The organism is Sinosporangium siamense, from assembly GCF_016863435.1.
Lineage (GTDB): Bacteria > Actinomycetota > Actinomycetes > Streptosporangiales > Streptosporangiaceae > Sinosporangium > Sinosporangium siamense.
The window spans coordinates 129,652-147,816 of the sequence record NZ_BOOW01000013.1 but is presented as its reverse complement, the minus strand read 5'-3'; the positions used below and the strand labels follow the sequence as shown (position 1 = coordinate 147,816).

Genomic DNA, 18,165 nt, shown 5'->3' with positions numbered 1-18,165 from the left:
GACCTGCCTGGTTTCTGTGGAATGTGAAGCAAGTTCGTGCGCGAGAGGGTGTGCGCCGCGAGGATGTAACCATGGTCGATTTGACGGCAGCCGTCGAGCGTGGACGCGAGGGTTCTTCGCGGGTTTCGGAGGAGGGAGCAGGCTGGGACTGCGGGGAGATTGGCACGTTTGTCCAACTTAAGCCAAATCGCAAGAGCTTCTCGTGGCTGCATCCGCTGACGTTATGGCGGTCCCGCAACGAGGTGGTCGCCAAGTTGTTCGGGGACCCCTCACCGAAGATCCGCCGGGCGTGGGTGGCGGAGCAGCGGAGACGCGGGGCGGAGCCGGGCTTTCGCATCAGGCCTGTGGAGGGGGATGACTTCTCATTCCTGCTGCTGGGCGACCCCGGTGAGGGGGATTTCTCGCAATATGCCGTGGTGCCTGGACTGTTAAAGCTGGGTGAGGGCACGTCGTTCGCAGTGGTGGCGAGTGACGTGGTTTATCCGGCGGGGGCAGCAAGCGATTATGACGATAAGTTTTTCCGCCCATATCAGGACTATCCCTCGCCCATCTACGCCCTTCCCGGAAACCACGACTGGTACGACGGCCTCGGTGGATTCATGCGGGTCTTCTGCGACGCTCCCCCGCTCCACCCGCGGCACCACCGGGTGGGGGGCCTGCTGCGCGGCCTCTTCTGGCGCAAGCCGGAGGCGATCGACGAGCCGCGGCTGGCCATGGCCCGCAAGCGCCGGGGCGCCCAGGGCCAGCGGGCGACGCAGCCGGGCCCCTACTGGGCGATGGAGACGCCGAACCTGCTGATCGTCGGAGTGGACACCGGGATCAACGGCGAAATCGACGCCGAACAGGGGCAATGGTTACGGGAGGTGTCACGTGACCCACGCCCGAAGATGCTCGTCACCGGCAAACCGATCTACACGCGCAACGCCTACAAGCCGTCGAAGATCGAGGGCGGCGGCACGATCGACGACATCGTGCGGGACCCCGCCCACAACTATGTGGTGGCGATCGGCGGTGACATCCACAACTACCAGCGTTACCCGGTGAAGGTGGGTGACCGTACGATCGAATACCTCGTGGCGGGCGGTTCGGGGGCGTTCACCCACGCGACGCATACGATCGACCGGATCAGCGTGGGCGGCGTGGACGAGGACGACTTCCGCTGCTATCCGCTGCGCGGCGACTCGTTGTCGTTCTACAGCCGGCTCTACAGCAGGCGGCTCCGCATGCGCTGGCTCTACCTCGCGCCCAAGGAGGCGGCGGCCATCATGCGGGAGCGCGTCGGCAACCCTCCGGTGCGCCCGCAGGCCGAGCGGGTCAGGATCACGCGCCGCATGCGCTGGGCGGCGGGTCTGCTGGGGGCGGGCGGCTCGCCGGTGCGCCTGCCGGTGGGCCGGGTCTTCCACCGCTATCTATCGGAGATGTCGGACTGGGACCAGCCTCCGTTCTTCAAGAGTTTCCTCCACATCAGCGTCTCCCCCGACACCCTGCGGATCCGCTGCTTCGCCGCCACCGGCTGCCTCGCCCAGGAGGTGAACCCGCCCCTGGAGGACGAAGTGGTCATCTCGCTGCCGAAGACCTCCTGACCCGGCGGGGAGGTACGGCACGAGCCGGCGGAGAGCCGCGGCCGGATCTCGCACATCGCCGGCCCGGCCGCGCTCCCCCGCAAGCTCTCCCCTTGCAGCGGGTAACCGTACGGAATCGACCGCCATACCGGATCGACCCGCTCAACCTCGAACGCGTTGGACCAGATCGACGCCTCGGTCGCCCCGCCGAGCGCCGCCAGCCGGCATCCGGGTATGGCACGGGCCAGTCTGTCCGGCAGATTCAGCCCGCCCCAGTCTCCCGAAACCCCCGCCCCAGTCTCCCGAGGCCAGGGCGCGGCGCAGCCGTACCGGACCGCCGGGTCCGCCGGATTCGAGCACGACCAGGAGCATGTCGAGCAGCTTGGGGACGGTGTTCCAGATCCTCACCCCGTGCCGGGCGGCGAGGGTCGCCCGGCGCCGGGCGTTCGCCTCGTCGACGGTGACGACGGCGCCGCCGGCGGAAAGCAGGCCGAAGATGTCGTAGACGGACAAGTCGAAGTCGAGCGCGGAGACCGCGAGCACACGGTCGCCAGGGCCGGCGGCGCATCTGTCGTTGATGTCCTCCACGGTGTTGGCGGCGGCCCGGTGGGTGACCTCCACGCCCTCGGCCTCACTGGTGCGTTTCGCCATCTCCCGCGTCACCCAAACCGCCGAGACCTCCCGGTGGTCGAGTGCCCCCCACAGGTCGCCCTGCAAACGCCGGGCTTTGTGACCGACCAGAATCCGTTGCGCATAGTAGTCGCCGGCACCGAATTCGGCTGGGTCTACCTGGACGCCGCTCTGTCGGATCCCGAATCGTTCACCCTCGCCGGGGTGTTGTCGCGGGGGGGAGTTCTCCCGGAACGCCGCCCGCTACTCCACCAGTGGCCGCCGGGCAGTGCGCGCACCGCGAACGGCCGGTGGTGTAAGGGGAATAGGTCTGGTTCACGCTTTGTGGAAGAGCACTCCCGGGTTGAGCACGCCCTCGGGGTCCAGCCGCTCCTTCACCGCCTGGACGATCTCAAGGCCGAGCTCCCCGATCTCGGCCGCGTAGCCGTCGCGGTGGTCGCGCCCCACCCCGTGGTGGTGGCTGATGGTGCCGCCGGCGGCCAGGATGGCCTCGTTCGCCGCCCGCTTGGCCGAGGCCCACTGCTCCAGCGGGTCGCCGGTCTGCGCGGTCACCACGGTGAAGTAGAGCGACGCCCCCGTGGGATATACGTGGGACACGTGGCACATCACCAGCGGCGACCCCAGCGCGCCGTGCAGTGCCAGCCGCACCGCATCGTAGATCCTGGGCAGGTCCGCCCAGAAGCCCGCGGTCTCCAGGGTCTCCACCGTGGCCCCTGCGGCGAGGAGCGAGTCGCGGAGATAGGGCGCGGAGAAGCGGCCGTGCACCCACGAGTCGCCGGGCCCCGCCCCGAGGTGCGTGCCGCCGAACGCGGCGAGCGCCTTGGCCACCCCCTCGCACGCGGGGGCGACCTTGTCGCCCTCGTAGCCGGCGATGAGCAGGCACCCGCCGGCCGAGGGGGCGCCGATCTCGCCGGGCTTGGCCAGTCCGACCATGGTCTCGGTCTCGTCGGAGAGCCGCAGCACCGTGGGCAGCGGCCCCTCCTGGACAAGGGCGCGCATCGCCCTGCGCCCGGCGGCGAAGGAGGTGAAGCGCCAGCCTTCGTAGACACGTTCGGCGGGCTGCCGCCGTACCCGGACGCGGAGGGAGGTGATCACGCCGAAGGCGCCCTCCGAGCCGAGCACGAGTTGCCGCAGATCGGGGCCGGCCGCCGACTTGGGGGCGCGGCCGAGGTCGAGGGTGCCGCGCGGGGTGGCGACGGTCAGGCCCACCACCAGGTCGTCGAAGCGGCCGTAGCCGGCCGACGCCTGCCCGCTGGAGCGGGCGGCGGCGAACCCGCCGAGCGTGGCGTATTCATATGACTGGGGGAAGTGGCCGATGGTGAGGCCGTGCCCGGCGAGCAGCCGCTCCGCCTCCGGGGCGCGCAGGCCGGGCTCCAGGGTGGCGGTCATCGACTCGGTGTCGACGGAGATCAGCCGGTTGAGGCGGGCGAGGTCGAGGGCGATCACCCCGGCGTAGCCGCCGCGGTCGGCCGCCAGGCCGCCCACGACGGAGGTGCCGCCGCCGAAGGGCACCACGGCGACCCGGTGCTCGCCGCACAGGCGCAGCAGGGCGAGCACGTCGTCGTGCGATCCCGGCGCGACGACGGCGTCCGGCGCGTCGCTCGCGTCGCCGGCGCGCATCCGGAGCAGGTCGGGGGTGGATTTGCCGCGGGTGTGGCGGACCCTGGCCTCGTGGTCGAGGTGCACGGCGCCGGCCCCGACGATCAGCCGGGCCGCCTCGGCGAAGCCTTCAGGGAGATCGGCGGGCGGCAGCCGCACCTCATCGAGGGTGGCGGCGGGGGTGGTGGGCTCGCGGACGCCGAGCAGGTCGCGCAGGAGGGTGCGCACACTTTCCGGGAGTTCGGCCTCTTTGCCGGGGTCACCCCATCCGCGCCAGTTCATCGCGGTTGGCGGGTTCTCCGGTCCGTTCACTGCTCTCTCCACGTTGTCATCGCTTCCCGGGTTTCGGCCATCCGTAATACCCTGATGCATAGATCGGGCTTTTCGGACACTTCCCCTTACACTGTGGCATGTTGCCCGGACGCCGTTCGGCTGTACAGCCAGGAGGTATGTCACAGGTGGTTCCCCCTCCCCCCGCGGGATCATCCCTCAACGCGGCGCGCCGCGCCCGCGAGCTGGCCGCGCTGGCGGACGGCGGGGAAGTGGACCTGCTGGTGGTCGGGCTCGGCGCGACCGGTGCGGGAGTGGCACTGGACGCGGCCTCGCGCGGGTTGTCGGTGGCGGCGATCGACGCCCACGACCTCGCGTACGGAACGTCCCGGTGGAGCTCGAAGATGATCCACGGCGGGCTGCGCTATCTCGCCAAGGGCCAGGTGGGGGTCGCCTACGAGAGCGCCGTGGAACGCAACATCCTGCTCACACGCACCGCCCCGCACTTGGTGCGCGCCGCGCCCTACGTGCTGCCGCTGACACCCGATGTGTCACGGGCTCAGGGTGCGACGGTCATGGCGGGATATCGCCTGGGTGACGCGCTGCGGGCCGCCGCGCGCACACCTCGCGGAACTCTGCCCGGCCCGTCGCGCGTCACGGCGGCGCGGGCGCTGGAGCTGGCCGGCCCCCTCGCCGCGGGCGGGCTGCGCGGGGCGCTGCTCTCGTGGGACGGGCGGCTCGTGGACGACGCCCGGCTGGTGGTGGCCGTGGCGCGTACGGCGGCGGCCCACGGAGCCCGGGTGATCACGCGGTGCCGGGCGCTGCGGCTGTCGGGGCACGGGGCGTGGGTGCGGGACGAGGAGACCGGGGACGAGTTCGCGATCAAGGCGCGGGCGGTGGTCAACGCGGCGGGCGTGTGGGCCGGGGGGCTGGTGCCCTCGGCCCGGCTGCGGCCGTCGCGAGGCACGCACCTGGTGCTGCGCGCCGGAACGCTGCCGGGGCTGCGGGCCGGTCTGCACGTGCCGATCCCCGGGGAGAGCAACCGGTTCGTGCTCGTGCTGCCCCAGCACGACGGGCGGGTTTACGTGGGCCTGACGGACGAGCCCGTGGACGGGCCGGTGCCCGATGTGCCCGACGTCCCGCCGCAGGACGTCACGTTCCTGCTCGACGTGCTGAACTCCGTGGTGTCCGTGCCGGTGCCGCGGGAGCGGGTCGCGGGGGCCTTCGCGGGCCTGCGGCCCCTGCTGGCGGCGGGCGGCCGCACGGCCGACCTGTCGCGGCGGCACGCGGTGCTGCGATCGGCGGACGGCATCGTCACCGTCGTCGGGGGGAAGCTGACGACATATCGGCGTATGGCCGAGGACGCGGTGGATGTCGTGGTGCGGGAGCGTTCCCTCTCCGCGGGGCCCTGCCGTACGGCACGCCTGCCCTTGGTGGGCGCCCCAGGTAAAGGAGGCGCGGGGCCGGGGAACGGCAGTGTGCCGCGCCGGCTGGCCGAGCGTTATGGGACCGAGGCTCACGCCGTAATAGCGCTGGGGAAGGACGATCCTTCGCTCGCCGAACCGGTCGCGACGGGAATCGCCGTGACCCGGGCGGAAATGGTGTGGGCGGTGCGTCATGAGGGGGCCTTGAATGTGGAAGATCTGCTTGACAGAAGAACCCGCATCGGTCTGGTAGCCGAGGATCGCAAGATTGCGGAATCCGCCGCCGCACTCGCGTTGAGTAATGCCTGGAAAATTAGGGGGTTCTGATGTTGCACGGCGATGATCGCGAGAAAGTTGTCACTCCTTTCGTGCGCGTGTTGCCACCCCAAGAACACCCCCAGATCTGATTAGGTTAGGCTTCCCTAAATCTACAAGGAGGTGTGAGGGACGTGATGGGCGAGAGCGGCGGTCGTGCGGGGGCGTGTGCACCCCTGGCACGGCCCAAGGGCTGCACGCACATCCCCGCGCTGCACACGGGCGACGCACCGATCTTCGCCAGCGCGACGTCCGCCACACGCTCCTGGCTGTTGATCGAGCACCACGGCCCCTGGGCGTCGCATCTGCCCGACTGCGACCTTCCCGAAGTCGTGCATCTGCTGATCAAGCGGGCGACCCGGCTCGGCATTCGAGCGCAGCTCATCCGCCGTCCCGGACGCCGCCCCCGCCCGCGGGCCGACGGCGTCCATGTGCTAGTCGCGCACTCCGCCGGCGAGCACCCCTGGCTGGCCGAGGGCATCGTCGCAGCTCCAGACGATCTTGACCTGGACGCCGTCTTGCGCGGAGTGGTCCCCGAGTCCTGCATACTTGTGAGCGAGCCGGTATTTCTGGTCTGCACGCACGCCAAGCGCAATGCGTGCTGTGCCCGCATTGGATTGCCCATAGCTCGCGGCCTGGCGGAGATCATGCCAGACGTAGTATGGGAAACGTCACATGTTGGCGGCGATCGATACGCCGCCAACGTTGTGTGCTTGCCACACGGGCTTTACTACGGCAGCATGTCTCAAGCTGCCGCGCTCGCGGCAGCAGTTGCGTACCGGCACGGCGAGGTCATCCTCGACCGCTTCCGGGGACGCGCAGGCATCCCTGAGCCATCGCAAGCTGCTGAGCATTTCGTCCGTGCACACACGGGTGAGCTCTCGGTCAGCGGAGTGGCCGTGGAATCCACCAGGTCAGAAGGCGACGCCACCGAGGCCATCGTGCGCGGGGGCGTTGTCCGGTTTCGGGTTGTGGTTGAGCCGGCGGTGTTCGAGGCACCGTGTTGGGCGGCGGGCGGAGACGACCGCGCCGACAACACGATCAAGACTTACCGCCTGGTTGAGCTGCACGAGCTCTAGCTTGTGCGGTATACCACGCCCTGTGACCTGATCGACGGGAACAACCACGGCTGATCCGCGCGTTGACCCAGGGACGTCACAAGCGTTCATTGCGGCACAAACACGAAATACCTCTCACCAAAGGTGGTTCTCTCATGTCTCAGGTACGTCGGCAGATCGCCCGCCCTCGTCCCTCCTGGGGGTGGCAGGATGATGCCGCGTGCCGGGGTGAGGACCTCGTGCTGTTTTTTGGACCCGACGGCGAGCGTCAGCCCGAGCGTGACATCCGCGAGCGGAAGGCCAAGGCCATCTGCGCCCAGTGCCCCGTTCGCGCCGAATGCCTTGACTACGCGCTCTCGCGTCCTGAGAAATACGGCACGTGGGGTGGCCTGAACGAGGACGAGCGCGCGTCTGAGCGCCGCCGTCGCATGCGCCGCGCGGCCAGCGCCGGCATCTCCGCGGCCTGACTTCCCACCCGGCATCGCAGCAGCTGCATTCCCCCTTCGAAGGCGCGTGATCTCGCGGTCGCGAGATCACGCCGCTGAGATCCGCAAGACCGTTTTATCCCGCTGGGATGTCGCTCACCCCGATCCTGCGGCGGAACACCCAGTACGTCCAGGACTGATAGAGCAGCACCAGCGGAAGGAAGATCACCGCGACCCACGTCATGACACCTAGTGTCTTCTGGGTCGCGGAGGCGTTCTCCACCGTCAGGCTGTAGGCGGGATTCACCGTCGACGGCAGCACGTCGGGATAGAGCGCCACAAAGAGCGAGGCCACAGCCAGCACGATGGTCGTGGCCGATCCGGTGAAAGCCCAGCCCTCCGCTCGCCTCGCGTTCGCCGCCAGCCCCAGGAGCCACGCCAGCACCGCCAGCGCGGCCAGCACTCCCCCGACCGGCGATGCCTTCTGGAAATGCGTCCAGGCCAGGAATCCCACGGCGAGCACGGCGGCCCCCACCCCCGCCCCCGCGGCCAGCCTGTTGGCCCTCACCCTGAGGCTGCCCTTCGTCTTCAGCGCGATGAAGACCGCTCCGTGCGTGACGAAGATGGCAAAGGTCATGAACCCACCCAGCAGCGCATAGGGATGCAGCAGCTCCCAGACCGTTCCCACGTAGTGGTGTCCCGGGCCGAGCGGCACCCCGCGCACGACGTTCGCCACCACGAGGCCCCACAGGAACGCCGGTACGGCGGAGCCCGCGATGAGGGCCGCGTCCCACCGGCGCCGCCAGAGAACCGAGTCGTGCTTGGCGCGGTATTCGAACCCGAGTCCTCGGAGGATCAGGGCGACCAGGATGACCAGCATCGGGATGTAGAAACCACTGAAAAGCGAGGCATACCACTCGGGGAAGGCGGCGAAGGTCGCGCCGGCCGCGGTGATCAGCCATACCTCGTTGCCGTCCCAGAGCGGGCCGATGGTGTTGATCATGACACGGCGCTCGGTGTCGTCACGGGCCAGGACAGGTAGCAGAATCCCTACGCCGAAGTCAAAGCCTTCCAGCAAGAAGTAGCCGATCCACAGGATAGCTATGGCTACGAACCAGACATCGTTCAGGATCATCGGCACCCATCTCTCCGCAAACGGCGGTCTCGCGATGACAGGTTGGCCACATCTGCGACCAGGGAGTTGACAGCGGAATCGACGCTCGTTCGCTAATATGCGAACGACAGCGGCCCCTCCTTGTCCGGCCGGGGCTCCGCGTCCTCCGCACTCGGCGGCCCGGCCTTGGCATATTTGATCATCAGCCCGACCTCGATGGCGGCCAGCACGCCATACAGGACGGTGAACACGATGAAGGAGGTCAGGACCGTTCCCGCACCGACCGGTGAGACGCCGTCCGCCGTCTTCATGCGGCTGAACACGATCCACGGCTGCCTGGCGGTCTCGGTGAAGATCCAGCCGAAGCTGTTGGCGAGCAGCGGAAACGCCACCGACCATGTGCCGAGCCGCCACAACATCGGATCGTCCGGCAGGCGGCCCCGGCGCGTCAGCCAGAGCAGCAGCAGGGCGAGCAGCGCCGTGAGCGCGCCGAATCCGATCATCAGGCGGAACGACCAGTAGGCCAGCGGAATATACGGGCGATAGTTGCCGGGACCATAGGTCTGCTGATATTCCGCCTGGAGGTCGTTGATCCCCTGCACCTCGCCGTTGAAGCTCCCCGTCGCCAGGAAGGACAGCAGCCCCGGCACGTCCAGGCTGAAGGTAGGTGCCTCGCCGCTGAGCGTGCCGATCGTGAAGAGCGAGAAGGGCGCGGGCCGGGCCGTCTCGTAGAGCGCCTCGGCCGCCGCCATCTTCATCGGCTGGGTCTCGGTCATGACCTTGCCGAGCGTGTCTCCGCTGATCAGAGTGCCCGCGAAGCCGATCAAGACGGCCCAGGCCCCGAGTTTCATCGACGGGCGGAAGACCTCCAGGTCACGCCTTCTCGCCAAATGCCAGGAGGAGACGGCGATCAACAGTGCCCCGGCGGCGAGAAAACAGCCGAACAAAGTATGCGGGAAGGAGTTGACAAGCACCTTGTTGGACAGGACCGCCCCGAAGTCGGCGAGCTCCGCCCGCCCCCGCTCCCGGTTGATGACGGCGCCGACGGGCCACTGCATGAACGCGTTGGCCGCCAGGATGAAGTAGGCGGAGACCACGCTGCCGATCGCGGCCACCCAGATCGTGGCGAGGTGCAGTTTTTTCGGAAGAGTGCCCCAGCCGAAGATCCACAGGCCGATGAACACGGATTCCAGGAAGAAAGCGAGCAGGGCTTCGATGGCCAGCGGGGCACCGAAGATATCTCCCACGAATCTCGAATATTCACTCCAGTTCATGCCGAACTGGAACTCCTGCACAATGCCCGTGACCACGCCCATGGCAAAATTGATCAGGAAAAGCTTTCCCCAGAACTTCGTGGCTCGCAGATAAACACTTTTCCCTGTCCGCACCCACGCCGTCTGGAGAATGGCCACTACCAGCGACATGCCTATCGTCAACGGCACGAAGAGGAAGTGGTAAACGGTGGTGGCCGCGAACTGCCAGCGCGCAAGATCGAGCGCTTCCACGCCGCCTCCCCCGTACGACATCCACGACATGATCACCTTAGGTGAGGGAAACTCCCCCGAGATGGAGGCGCGCGGCCGATCTCCCCACGTATCCCCTGGTCAGAGCGTTGAGTTAGCTCATGGCGTCGACTCTGGGCAGAGCGGTGGGTCTGGGCAGAGCGGTGGGTCTGGGCAGAGCGGTGAGCGCGGAAGGGGTGGCGGTCAGCGGCTGAGGAGGTCGAGCACGTCGTCGTCGGTCAGCTGGCCGAAGTGCTCGTACCACTCCCCCACCGCCCGGAACTGCGGTGGTGTCACCAGAATCACGACATCGTCGGCCTCGTCGCGCAGCGCCTCCCGTGTCTCACGGGCCCCGACAGGTACGGCGAGGACCAGCACAGCCGTGTCCATCGGCCGCAGCGCGCGCAGGGCGGCACGGGCGGTGCCGCCGGTCGCCAGCCCGTCGTCCACGACCACGACGTCCCGTCCCGACAGGTCGGGCAGCGGACGTCCGCCACGGTAGACCGCGGCCTGCCGGGCCAGTTCCTTGCGCTCCGAGGACACCACTTTGGCCAGGGTCTCCTCGGTGAGGCCCAGCCTGCGCATCAGCGTGGTGTCGAGGACGGGGGCGCCTCCCTCCGCGATGGCGCCGACCCCGAGTTCGGGCTGGAACGGATAACCGATCTTCCTCACGATCAGCACGTCCAGCGTCCCGTGCAGCCGTTCGGCGACGGGCGCGGCCACCGCCACACCCCCGCGCGGCAGCCCCAGCACGACGGGAGCACGCAGGCCCAGCCGCGTGAGGCGTTCGCCGAGCAGGACACCCGCCTCAGCGCGATCAAGGAAGGGTAGGTCGTATGGCATCTCCGCCATACCTCGACTCCTACCCCGAAATACCTAATCAGGACATAAGACGCAAACTTCCCACCCGTCAAGACCCGGCTTGGCGAGGCCCGGCCGGCCAAGGCCCCTGTCGGCAAGGCCGGCCCGGCTTTCGCCGTACAGAGTTCGTCACGGACGGTGCCTACCGGCCGGCCCCAACCCCCGGCTTGGCAAAGCCCGGCCGGCCTAGGCCCCTGTTGTCGAGGCCAGCCTGGCTTTCGCCGTACAAGATTGGTCACGGACGGTTGCGGCCGGACTTGCGCATCTCCTTGTGGATCGTCTTCCACTTGCGTTGTTCCTCGCTGCGGAGGCGGGCGTCGGTGCGGCGGGCCATCCAGGCCGCCTCCCGCTGGAGCTTGCGCCAGCTCTCATAGCGCCGCTCCGGCAGTGCGCCGCTCTGGAGCGCCTCCAGCACCGCACACCCCGGCTCGCCGTTGTGGGCGCAGTCGTCGAAGCGGCAGAGCCGCGCCAGGTCCTCGACGTCCGCGAAGACCCGCTCGACCCCGTCGCCGATCTCGTAGAGCCCGACGCGGCGGATGCCCGGCGTGTCGATGATCAGGCCGCCGCCGGGAAGCGGGATCAGCTCGCGGTGCACCGTGGTGTGGCGCCCCCTGCCGTCGCCCGCGCGCACCTGCTGGGTCTCCATCGCCTCCCTGCCCGCCAGGGCGTTGACGAGGGTGGACTTGCCCGCGCCCGACGTGCCGAGCACGACCGCCGTGGCGGAGGTCCCGAGGTAGTCGCGCACGATCTCCACTCCCTGCCCCCGCAGTGAGCTGACCGCGTGCACGGGGACCCCGGGCACCACACCCTCCACGTCCTTGATCAGGTCGTGCAGGCCCAGTGTCAGCATGTCGGCCTTGGTGACGAGCACGACGGGCCGCGCCCCGCTCTCCCAGGCCAGGGTGACCAGCCGCTCCACACGGCCGAGGTCGGCGAGGTCGGTGCCGTGCATCGAGGGCTCGGCCACGAACACGACGTCCACGTTGGCGGCGAGCACCTGCCCCTGCCCGTCGCCCGACAGCCCGCCGCGAACGTCACGGCTGACCCCGCCCCGCACGAACGCCGTGCGGCGCGGCAGCACACCGTCGAGCTCGTAGCGCCCCTCGGGCACGACGAGGCGCACGGCGGCCCAGTCGCCGACGCACGGCAGCATCACCGGATCGGCCGCGGCGGCGCGGCGCACCTTCGCGGAGTAACGCGCCTGCCGCCGCCCCTCGGCAGTGATGACCTCGGCGGCGCCCCGGTGCACCTGGGCGATGCGGCCGGGCACGCTCCCGGCGGGCAGATCGGCGGCCAGAGAGTCGGTCCAGCCGAGAAGAGAAAGATCGAAAACACCAGCGTCGCCTGGTGAGGACATTGGGAAACCCCTTCGGAAGGCCCGATGCCCTCCCCACCCCGCACAGGGGCGGCGGTCGTCGGTGAAACCGACGGATCCGAGGTGGTCTCAGATCAGGAGGACATCTGGAGGTGAATGGACGACGAAGTCACGTGAAAGACCCGCGCATGGCAAACCTGCGCCTTGTAGACCCGCATATGTCCGCACCTCCTCTCCTCCCCATGGCCCGCCGGCTGATCCGGCTGGCGCTCGCGCCCACTGTAACGCAGGCTCTGCCGTACGGCGCAAGCCATTTATCGGCGTGCCCCGCCGTCCAAATCTTCCGGCCGCAGCGTGAACCATTTCATCGCCTCAAGGTAAGTACTGGCGTCCGAACCACCACGCAGAGAGGCCACGAATGATCGAACAGGCTGCCCATGGCTGATCTGGCCACGGCGCTGGAACTGTCCGACGCGGAGCTGGTGCACCGCTCGTGGCGAGAGCCCGAGGCCTTTGCCGTGCTATTCGACCGGCACGCCCCTCGCCTGCACAGATATGCCACGCGGCGGCTGGGGCGCGACGCGGCCGAGGACGTCGTCTCCGAGACGTTCCTCGTCGCGTTCCAGCACCGGGAACGTTTCGATCTCGGCTATACCGACGCGCGGCCATGGTTGTACGGCATCGCCTCCAATGTGATCGGCAAGCGCCTTCGCGAGGAGATCGCCAGATATCGCGCACATGCGCGCGCCCCGGACCCGACGGAGATCTCCTACGAGCCCGACGGCGACAGTCCGGGACTGCTGGCCCTGAACCGCCCGCTGGTCACGATGCTGGCCAAGCTGCGCAGCGGAGACCGCGACGTGCTGCTGCTGATCGCCTGGGGCGAGCTGACCTACGAGGAGGTCGCCCAGGCGCTGGACATCCCCCTGGGAACCGTTCGCTCCCGCCTCAACCGGGCCAGAAAGAAAGCCCGGCACGCCCTTGAAGGAACGCCGATGTTGTCCGTAATGGACGAGGACTGCGATGGATGAGATGGACGCCGTGCGGAGCCTCTGGGCCGGCACGCCCGAAGGCTCCGCGAAAGACCTGGCCACCGCTCGGGCGTCGCTGCTGCGAACCTGCCAGTCCACACCGGAACGGCAGGAGCAGCCCCGGCCTTCCCCCCGCAGGCGGCTGTTCGGCCGGATGTGGCGCCGCGGCCTCCCCCGGCTCGCCACAGCGGCCGGGCTGGCCGGCGCGGTCGCCGCCGCCGTGCTGGTGCACCAGGGCAACCTCATGGGCCCGGCGACGCCGGCGAACGCCAAGGAACTGTTCGCGCTCGCCGCAGCCGCCACGGAGGGTCAGCCCGACCTGCGACCCCGCCCCGATCAATATGTGCGCACGAGCAGTCTGGTCGCCGCCGGGCTCATGATGCGGCGGAGCGACGGGCAGTGGGCGGAGGCACTCCAGGTGCGCCGCGAGGAGCGGTGGGTGCCCGCCGAGGCCGGCCTGCCGATGCTGCAGCGCGAGGAGACCCTCTCGACATCGCCGGCCGACAAGGATCGCCCCCTGCCCGCCCACATCACGAAGGCGCTGTCGAAGCGGGAGGGCGTGGTGGAGGACATTCTGTACAGCACCTCGTGCAAGGACGCACCGGACGCGACCCTCTCCTTCCTGCGGCTGCACACCTGGCCGACCGAGGTCGAGGCGCTGAGCCAGCGGGTGCGCGCCGTGGCGGCGAGGCGCCCCAGTCCCGCGCACACACGTCTGTGGGCCACGCTCAGCGAGCTCATCCGGCTCTCGGCCGCCCGCCCCAGCCTCACCGGCGCGCTCTACCAGGTGGCAGCCGGGGTCGACGGAGTGACGCTCGTCCGGGACGCCGTCGACGTCGCCGGCAGGGTCGGCGTCGCCGCCGCGTTCGACGACGGTGAGGGCACTCGCTATGAGCTGATCTTCGATCGGGAGACCTACCGCTACCTCGGCGAGCGCGAGGTCCCGACCGGCGACCGCGCCCCCCGGGGGCCCGCGCGCGAGGTCCCCAGAACCCAGAGCCCGAGCGGCAGTGCCGTCATGGGCGTCGAGGTCGTCGACCGGCTCCCCAAGCTGTCGGCCGACGCCTCCCGCATGACCATCCCCTGCTGATATCCATTCATCACAACAAAGGAAGACAATGACCGTCTCCAGAGGCGTCACCGCCATCCTGCTCGCCACCGCGTTCGCCGCGGGAACCGGCCTCACCGCCGCCGCATCCGCCACCGCGACCGCGGCCGCCCCTGCCCGGGCGGCGCAGGAACGGCTGGAGGCCGCGCGTGCCGAGTGCATGAAGCAGGCCGGCTACAAATACATCCCCGAGTCGCCCCTCCCGCGTCCCGACGAGGCCCGGCTCAAGCGGCTGAACGGCGACCACGCCGCCCTCCAGGCATATCGCGCGAAGTATGGCTTCGGCGTGTGGGCCACCCAGGTCTACCCCAAGGACCCGGCGGTGAACGGTCCCGACGTCGAAAGCCCCAACAACGCCATCGTGCTGGCCCTGCCGGAGAAGGAGCACAAGGCTTACAAGGCCGCGAACGACAAGTGCTTCTCGCAGGCGGTCAAGTCCGTGGTGGGCAAGCGCGTCGCCTCGCAGGAGGACTACTACCGGCAGTTCAACGCGGCGCTGAAGAGGCTCACCGCCCGTGAGCTGGACTCCGACCGCAACCTGGTCAAGCTCGCCGCGGACTTCGGCACCTGTCTCAAGGGCAGGGACTACGAGGTCGCGTCGGCCAAGCCCGGCGCCCTCGCCGAGCGCGGCCGGGAGGCGTTCATGCAGGACCGCACGGACGTCGCCAAGGAGCGCGGCCTCAAGCCGCCCGCCAGGGCCAAGGGAAGGAAGGTGCACCTCGTCCCGGCCATGAAGCCCGAGGAGGCCAAGCCGTACCTCGACAAGGAGATCGCCGCCGCTCTCGACGACCTGACCTGCGGTAAGGACTTCTACGCGGCCTACTCTCCGCGGGCCTTCCAGCTCCACCAGCAGGTCGCCGCGGACTTCGGCCGCGCCTGACCGCAGCTCAGGGCAGGATCTCCAGGCGCACCTTGACACCGTCGTAGAGCGACGGCGCCGCAGTGATCACACGCCAGCCCCCGCGGGCCTCCGACAGGAGTACGGCATGAGCCCCCGCGAGCACGGCGGGCAACTCGGCGTCGACGGCACTGGGGCCTCTACGGAGGTTGGCGAGCATCTGCGCTCCCACTCGGCCCGCACCGACGGCGTCGGCCTCGGTCAGGGCGCCGATGGTCACCACCGGCACCGCCAGCAGGTGTTCGGCCTGCTCGGGCCGCATGGCGGCCAGATATTCGGCGGCGAGGGCGGGCAGCAGAAGCGTGGTGTTGCGCAGGACGGACTGCTGGAGGATCTCGCGGCCATATTGGCTCTTCCCGTCGAGGAGGTGCCAGATGGCCGCGAGGTCCAAGATGTGGCCGGTCAGCCCCTCGTCCTCACCGCCGGTGCTCACGTCCAGTCTGTGGCCGGTCAGCTCCTCATCACCGGTGCTCACCCCTTGCCCTGCCGATGAGCCCCGTCGAACAGGGTCTCCGCACGGCGGCGGTCGGAGTCGCTGATGTGCTCCTGCCAGCCGTCTCCGAAAAGGCGGTCAAGGGCGGCCATGCCGTTCCTGATCCTGCGCTGTTCCCGCAGGGCATGTGCGATGTAGCCGGACGCGTTGCCCGATCTCTGCGCCTCCTCCGCGAGATCGTCGGGCAGGCTGATCGTAATCTTCTTGGTCATACTCACGAGGGTAATGTAGTCATACTCATGTGGTCCACGAGGTCCCATCGCCGCACTTTGGGCCCCGTCCGGTTGTGAACGTCAATGCCCTTCCACAGTCGGGCGATGGTGGACATATTCCACCGTCGTGCCGTCGGGGTGCCGGACGTTGAAGCCCGCTCCCGTCGGCACCTGCTGCAAGGGGAAGATGATCTCCGCTCCCTCGGAGATGAGTTTGTCGTAGTAAGGCTGGACGTCGTCCACGAGCAGGGTGCCCGCCGTATCGCGGAACGGGGCCAGCGCCTCCTCATCCCCCTCTATCAGGAGAAACGCCCCGACGGTGGCGAGATTGAGGCGGGCTTCCGGGAAATCGAACCGGGCGTCGGCCTCGATCCCCTGGAGTCGCTCGTAGAAGTCGGCGGAGTCCTCGATCGTGCCTGGGGGAAGGAACACCCGGATGAGAACACGAGGCCGGGTGAGTGTGGAGGAATCGGTGTTCTTCCGCCACACACGTGGTTGCCGAGTTGTCATAGGTCCAGCCTGGAGACAGGTTTACGATCCCGACAGATAACCGTTTATGGGGTTACTTCCACTCACACCTTCATCACAGCTTGGTGAGAGGTTCGACTCTCACCTTCCGGCACGAACAGGGCGAAGTCATAGGATTACGCTATGAATTCTTCGCTCCGCCGCGAACTCGGCGCACACCTGCGCGCGGCCCGCGAGCAGGTCGCCCCGGCCGAGGTCGGCCTCGTCGGCGGGGAACGACGGCGCACCCCCGGCCTGCGCCGCGAAGAGGTCGCCGCCCTGGCCGGCGTCAGCGTCGCGTGGTACACGTGGCTTGAGCAGGGCCGGGCCACCACGACCCGCCAGGTCATCGACGCACTGTGCCGCGTCCTGCGCATGGACTCCGCGGCTCACCGCCACACCTTGGCGCTGGCGGGCTTCCTCCCCCTGGCGCCGCTGAACGGCACCCGCGCCGAACGCATCGGCCAGGAGACCCGCCTGCTGGTCGACAGCTGGACGACGACCCCGGCCGCGATCGTAAACGAACGTTTCGACATCGCGGGCGGCAACGCCGCCCACAGCCGGCTCTGGGGCGATCCCGCCCTCATCCCCGAGGAACACCGCAACGTCCTGCTGTGGCTGGCGACCCCGGCGGACGACCGTCCCGCCGTGGCCGAGCCGGAACCCCTGCTCCGCGGCCTCTACGAACAGTTCCGCGCCAACACCGCCCACGTGCCGGACGACCCCCGCACCGCCGAGATCGTCCACCTGCTGACCACGCAACGCCCTGACGTGTCCCACTGGTGGCGCTGCCGCGCCGTCCAGGACTTCACCCCGGTCACGGTCGAGGTGACCATCCCTTCGCGGGCGTCCTCCCGGCTCAGGCTGAGCTTTTCCCTGCTGCGCCCTGTGGCGGAGCAGGGAATCTATATCCTGTCCCAGGCCCCGGGCGACGATCACTCACGCGAGGCTCTGGCCGGCATTCTGAGCACGGCGTAAGGCGGCGTCCCCTCAGAGAAGGGCTCGCCGGCAAACCTGGCGGGGACCGCCTCCCGGTCCGGGGGTCCGCAGCTTCAGCGAGGGTGGACCCGACCCGTTCGTAGAAGGCGCGGGCGCCGCTTGCAGAGACGCCCGCATGGTCCGGGCCAAAGGTCACACGCTTGTTGGCCGGTTCGCCGCAAGCGGCATCCTGCCATCGCCTAGGGCCTGTCCCGTAGATCTTGATCACGGATTCCGGTAGACCACTGGCGTGGATGAACGCCTGAATCGTCAAGATCTGACTGATGAGGAATGGTGGCCCGCAGCGGCGCACGCAGGGACCGACATCAGGTGGTGGCGGTGAGTCACACCAGCACCGCGACCGAGTGAACGGCGACGGAGTTCGAGACTGCGGACAAGCCCCTCCGGGTGGGTCGGAAGGAGCCTGCCCTCGAACAACACCCCTAGACCGTGTAGATGGGTGCCAGATCCACAAAGATCCGATAGTCAGTGATCAACCCATCCTCACCGGTCTGCCAGATCGACACCGCCACCACGTTGACATGTGACCCGTCGAGCCGCCGATAGGTCACCTCGGTCTCCGCGATGACGTCGGCGTCCACCTCCCAGCTGCGGACGATGCGGTGCCGTAGCCCGGCGATCGTGGAGAAGAACGCCCGCAAACTGTCGGCGATCGCCTGACGCCCTGTCACCGGTTTGGCGTTGCCGAACGTCAGCGTGGCGTTTTCGGCCAGGAGCAGCACGAACCGGTCGGGGTCGAACGTGTCGACTACCTGGAAGACGCGCCGCGCCGCATCATCGGTCATTCAGACCCTTCCTCGCATGATCGGGATCACTGCTAGCGACGATACGCACCCAAGAAC

18 protein-coding genes are annotated in these 18,165 nt (G+C 68.7%); 8 read left to right on the top strand and 10 right to left on the bottom strand.

Translation table 11 applies throughout. The features are described 5' to 3' along the window. Nucleotides 1-71: 71 nt before the first annotated feature. Nucleotides 72-1,583, top strand: coding sequence for a metallophosphoesterase family protein (locus Ssi02_RS11325; RefSeq protein WP_204024590.1), 1,512 nt, complete (start codon nt 72-74; stop codon nt 1,581-1,583). 141 nt (nt 1,584-1,724) lie between these two features. On the opposite strand, the gene Ssi02_RS11320 is transcribed toward Ssi02_RS11325, so the two are convergent. Continuing rightward, entirely contained in the window at nt 1,725-2,213 is a 489-nt protein-coding gene (locus Ssi02_RS11320; RefSeq protein ID WP_239128804.1) for an AMP-binding protein, read from the bottom strand. A gap of 294 nt (nt 2,214-2,507) precedes the next feature. Beyond that, nucleotides 2,508-4,073 carry an FAD-binding oxidoreductase gene (locus Ssi02_RS11315; protein WP_204024709.1) on the bottom strand — a complete coding sequence of 522 codons (1,566 nt, stop codon included), beginning with the start codon at nt 4,071-4,073 and terminating at the stop codon, nt 2,508-2,510. Between the two features lie 167 nt (nt 4,074-4,240). Here Ssi02_RS11315 and Ssi02_RS11310 point away from each other — a divergent pair, with 167 nt between their 5' ends. From Ssi02_RS11310 to Ssi02_RS11300, 3 genes are all read left to right on the top strand, one after another. Further along, a complete protein-coding gene (locus tag Ssi02_RS11310; protein WP_204024589.1) occupies nt 4,241-5,812 on the top strand; it encodes a glycerol-3-phosphate dehydrogenase/oxidase in 1,572 nt (523 codons plus the stop codon). A 113-nt stretch (nt 5,813-5,925) separates the two neighbouring features. Further along, nucleotides 5,926-6,879, top strand: coding sequence for a sucrase ferredoxin (locus tag Ssi02_RS11305; protein ID WP_239128803.1), 954 nt, complete (start codon nt 5,926-5,928; stop codon nt 6,877-6,879). A gap of 134 nt (nt 6,880-7,013) precedes the next feature. Further along, the gene (locus Ssi02_RS11300; RefSeq protein ID WP_093171423.1) at nt 7,014-7,325 is read left to right on the top strand and encodes a WhiB family transcriptional regulator; all 312 of its coding nucleotides are present in this window, start codon (nt 7,014-7,016) and stop codon (nt 7,323-7,325) included. A gap of 94 nt (nt 7,326-7,419) precedes the next feature. Here Ssi02_RS11300 and cydB read toward each other — a convergent pair whose 3' ends face one another. From cydB to rsgA, 4 genes are all read right to left on the bottom strand, one after another. Next, nucleotides 7,420-8,418: a cytochrome d ubiquinol oxidase subunit II gene (cydB, locus tag Ssi02_RS11295; protein ID WP_204024580.1), complete on the bottom strand. Its 999-nt coding sequence runs from the start codon at nt 8,416-8,418 to the stop codon at nt 7,420-7,422. Nucleotides 8,419-8,510: 92 nt separating this feature from the next. Further along, a complete protein-coding gene (locus Ssi02_RS11290; RefSeq protein WP_204024578.1) occupies nt 8,511-9,902 on the bottom strand; it encodes a cytochrome ubiquinol oxidase subunit I in 1,392 nt (463 codons plus the stop codon). A gap of 201 nt (nt 9,903-10,103) precedes the next feature. After that, nucleotides 10,104-10,751 (bottom strand): phosphoribosyltransferase, encoded by a 648-nt coding sequence (locus Ssi02_RS11285; protein WP_239128802.1) that lies wholly within the window; start codon nt 10,749-10,751, stop codon nt 10,104-10,106. Between the two features lie 244 nt (nt 10,752-10,995). Then, the gene (gene rsgA, locus Ssi02_RS11280; protein ID WP_204024575.1) at nt 10,996-12,117 is read right to left on the bottom strand and encodes a ribosome small subunit-dependent GTPase A; all 1,122 of its coding nucleotides are present in this window, start codon (nt 12,115-12,117) and stop codon (nt 10,996-10,998) included. Between the two features lie 395 nt (nt 12,118-12,512). Here rsgA and Ssi02_RS11275 point away from each other — a divergent pair, with 395 nt between their 5' ends. Genes Ssi02_RS11275 through Ssi02_RS11265 form a run of 3 tightly spaced genes read left to right on the top strand, consistent with a single transcriptional unit; the run spans nt 12,513 to nt 15,094 of the window. After that, entirely contained in the window at nt 12,513-13,106 is a 594-nt protein-coding gene (locus Ssi02_RS11275) for an RNA polymerase sigma factor (RefSeq protein ID WP_204024573.1), read from the top strand. Further along, on the top strand, nt 13,099-14,196 hold the full coding sequence (locus Ssi02_RS11270) for a CU044_5270 family protein (protein ID WP_204024571.1): 1,098 nt from the start codon (nt 13,099-13,101) through the stop codon (nt 14,194-14,196). The genes Ssi02_RS11275 and Ssi02_RS11270 overlap by 8 nt, the downstream gene beginning before the upstream one ends. Nucleotides 14,197-14,224: 28 nt before the next feature. After that, on the top strand, nt 14,225-15,094 hold the full coding sequence (locus Ssi02_RS11265; protein WP_204024570.1) for a hypothetical protein: 870 nt from the start codon (nt 14,225-14,227) through the stop codon (nt 15,092-15,094). A 7-nt stretch (nt 15,095-15,101) separates the two neighbouring features. Here the strand turns inward: Ssi02_RS11265 and Ssi02_RS11260 are convergent, their stop codons facing one another. The 3 genes from Ssi02_RS11260 to Ssi02_RS11250 all read right to left on the bottom strand — a co-directional run bounded on the left by Ssi02_RS11260 (nt 15,102) and on the right by Ssi02_RS11250 (nt 16,327). Continuing rightward, nucleotides 15,102-15,587, bottom strand: a complete 486-nt coding sequence (locus tag Ssi02_RS11260; RefSeq protein ID WP_204024569.1) for a hypothetical protein — start codon at nt 15,585-15,587, stop codon at nt 15,102-15,104. Further along, nucleotides 15,584-15,817, bottom strand: a complete 234-nt coding sequence (locus Ssi02_RS11255; protein WP_204024568.1) for a hypothetical protein — start codon at nt 15,815-15,817, stop codon at nt 15,584-15,586. The genes Ssi02_RS11260 and Ssi02_RS11255 overlap by 4 nt, the downstream gene beginning before the upstream one ends. An 81-nt stretch (nt 15,818-15,898) precedes the next feature. Next, nucleotides 15,899-16,327 (bottom strand): VOC family protein, encoded by a 429-nt coding sequence (locus Ssi02_RS11250; protein ID WP_204024567.1) that lies wholly within the window; start codon nt 16,325-16,327, stop codon nt 15,899-15,901. A 141-nt stretch (nt 16,328-16,468) separates the two neighbouring features. On the opposite strand from Ssi02_RS11250, the gene Ssi02_RS11245 reads away from it, so the two are divergent. Further along, nucleotides 16,469-17,302, top strand: coding sequence for a helix-turn-helix domain-containing protein (locus Ssi02_RS11245; RefSeq protein WP_204024566.1), 834 nt, complete (start codon nt 16,469-16,471; stop codon nt 17,300-17,302). 443 nt (nt 17,303-17,745) lie between these two features. Here Ssi02_RS11245 and Ssi02_RS11240 read toward each other — a convergent pair whose 3' ends face one another. Next, the gene (locus Ssi02_RS11240) at nt 17,746-18,108 is read right to left on the bottom strand and encodes a nuclear transport factor 2 family protein (protein ID WP_204024565.1); all 363 of its coding nucleotides are present in this window, start codon (nt 18,106-18,108) and stop codon (nt 17,746-17,748) included. Nucleotides 18,109-18,165: the final 57 nt, after the last annotated feature.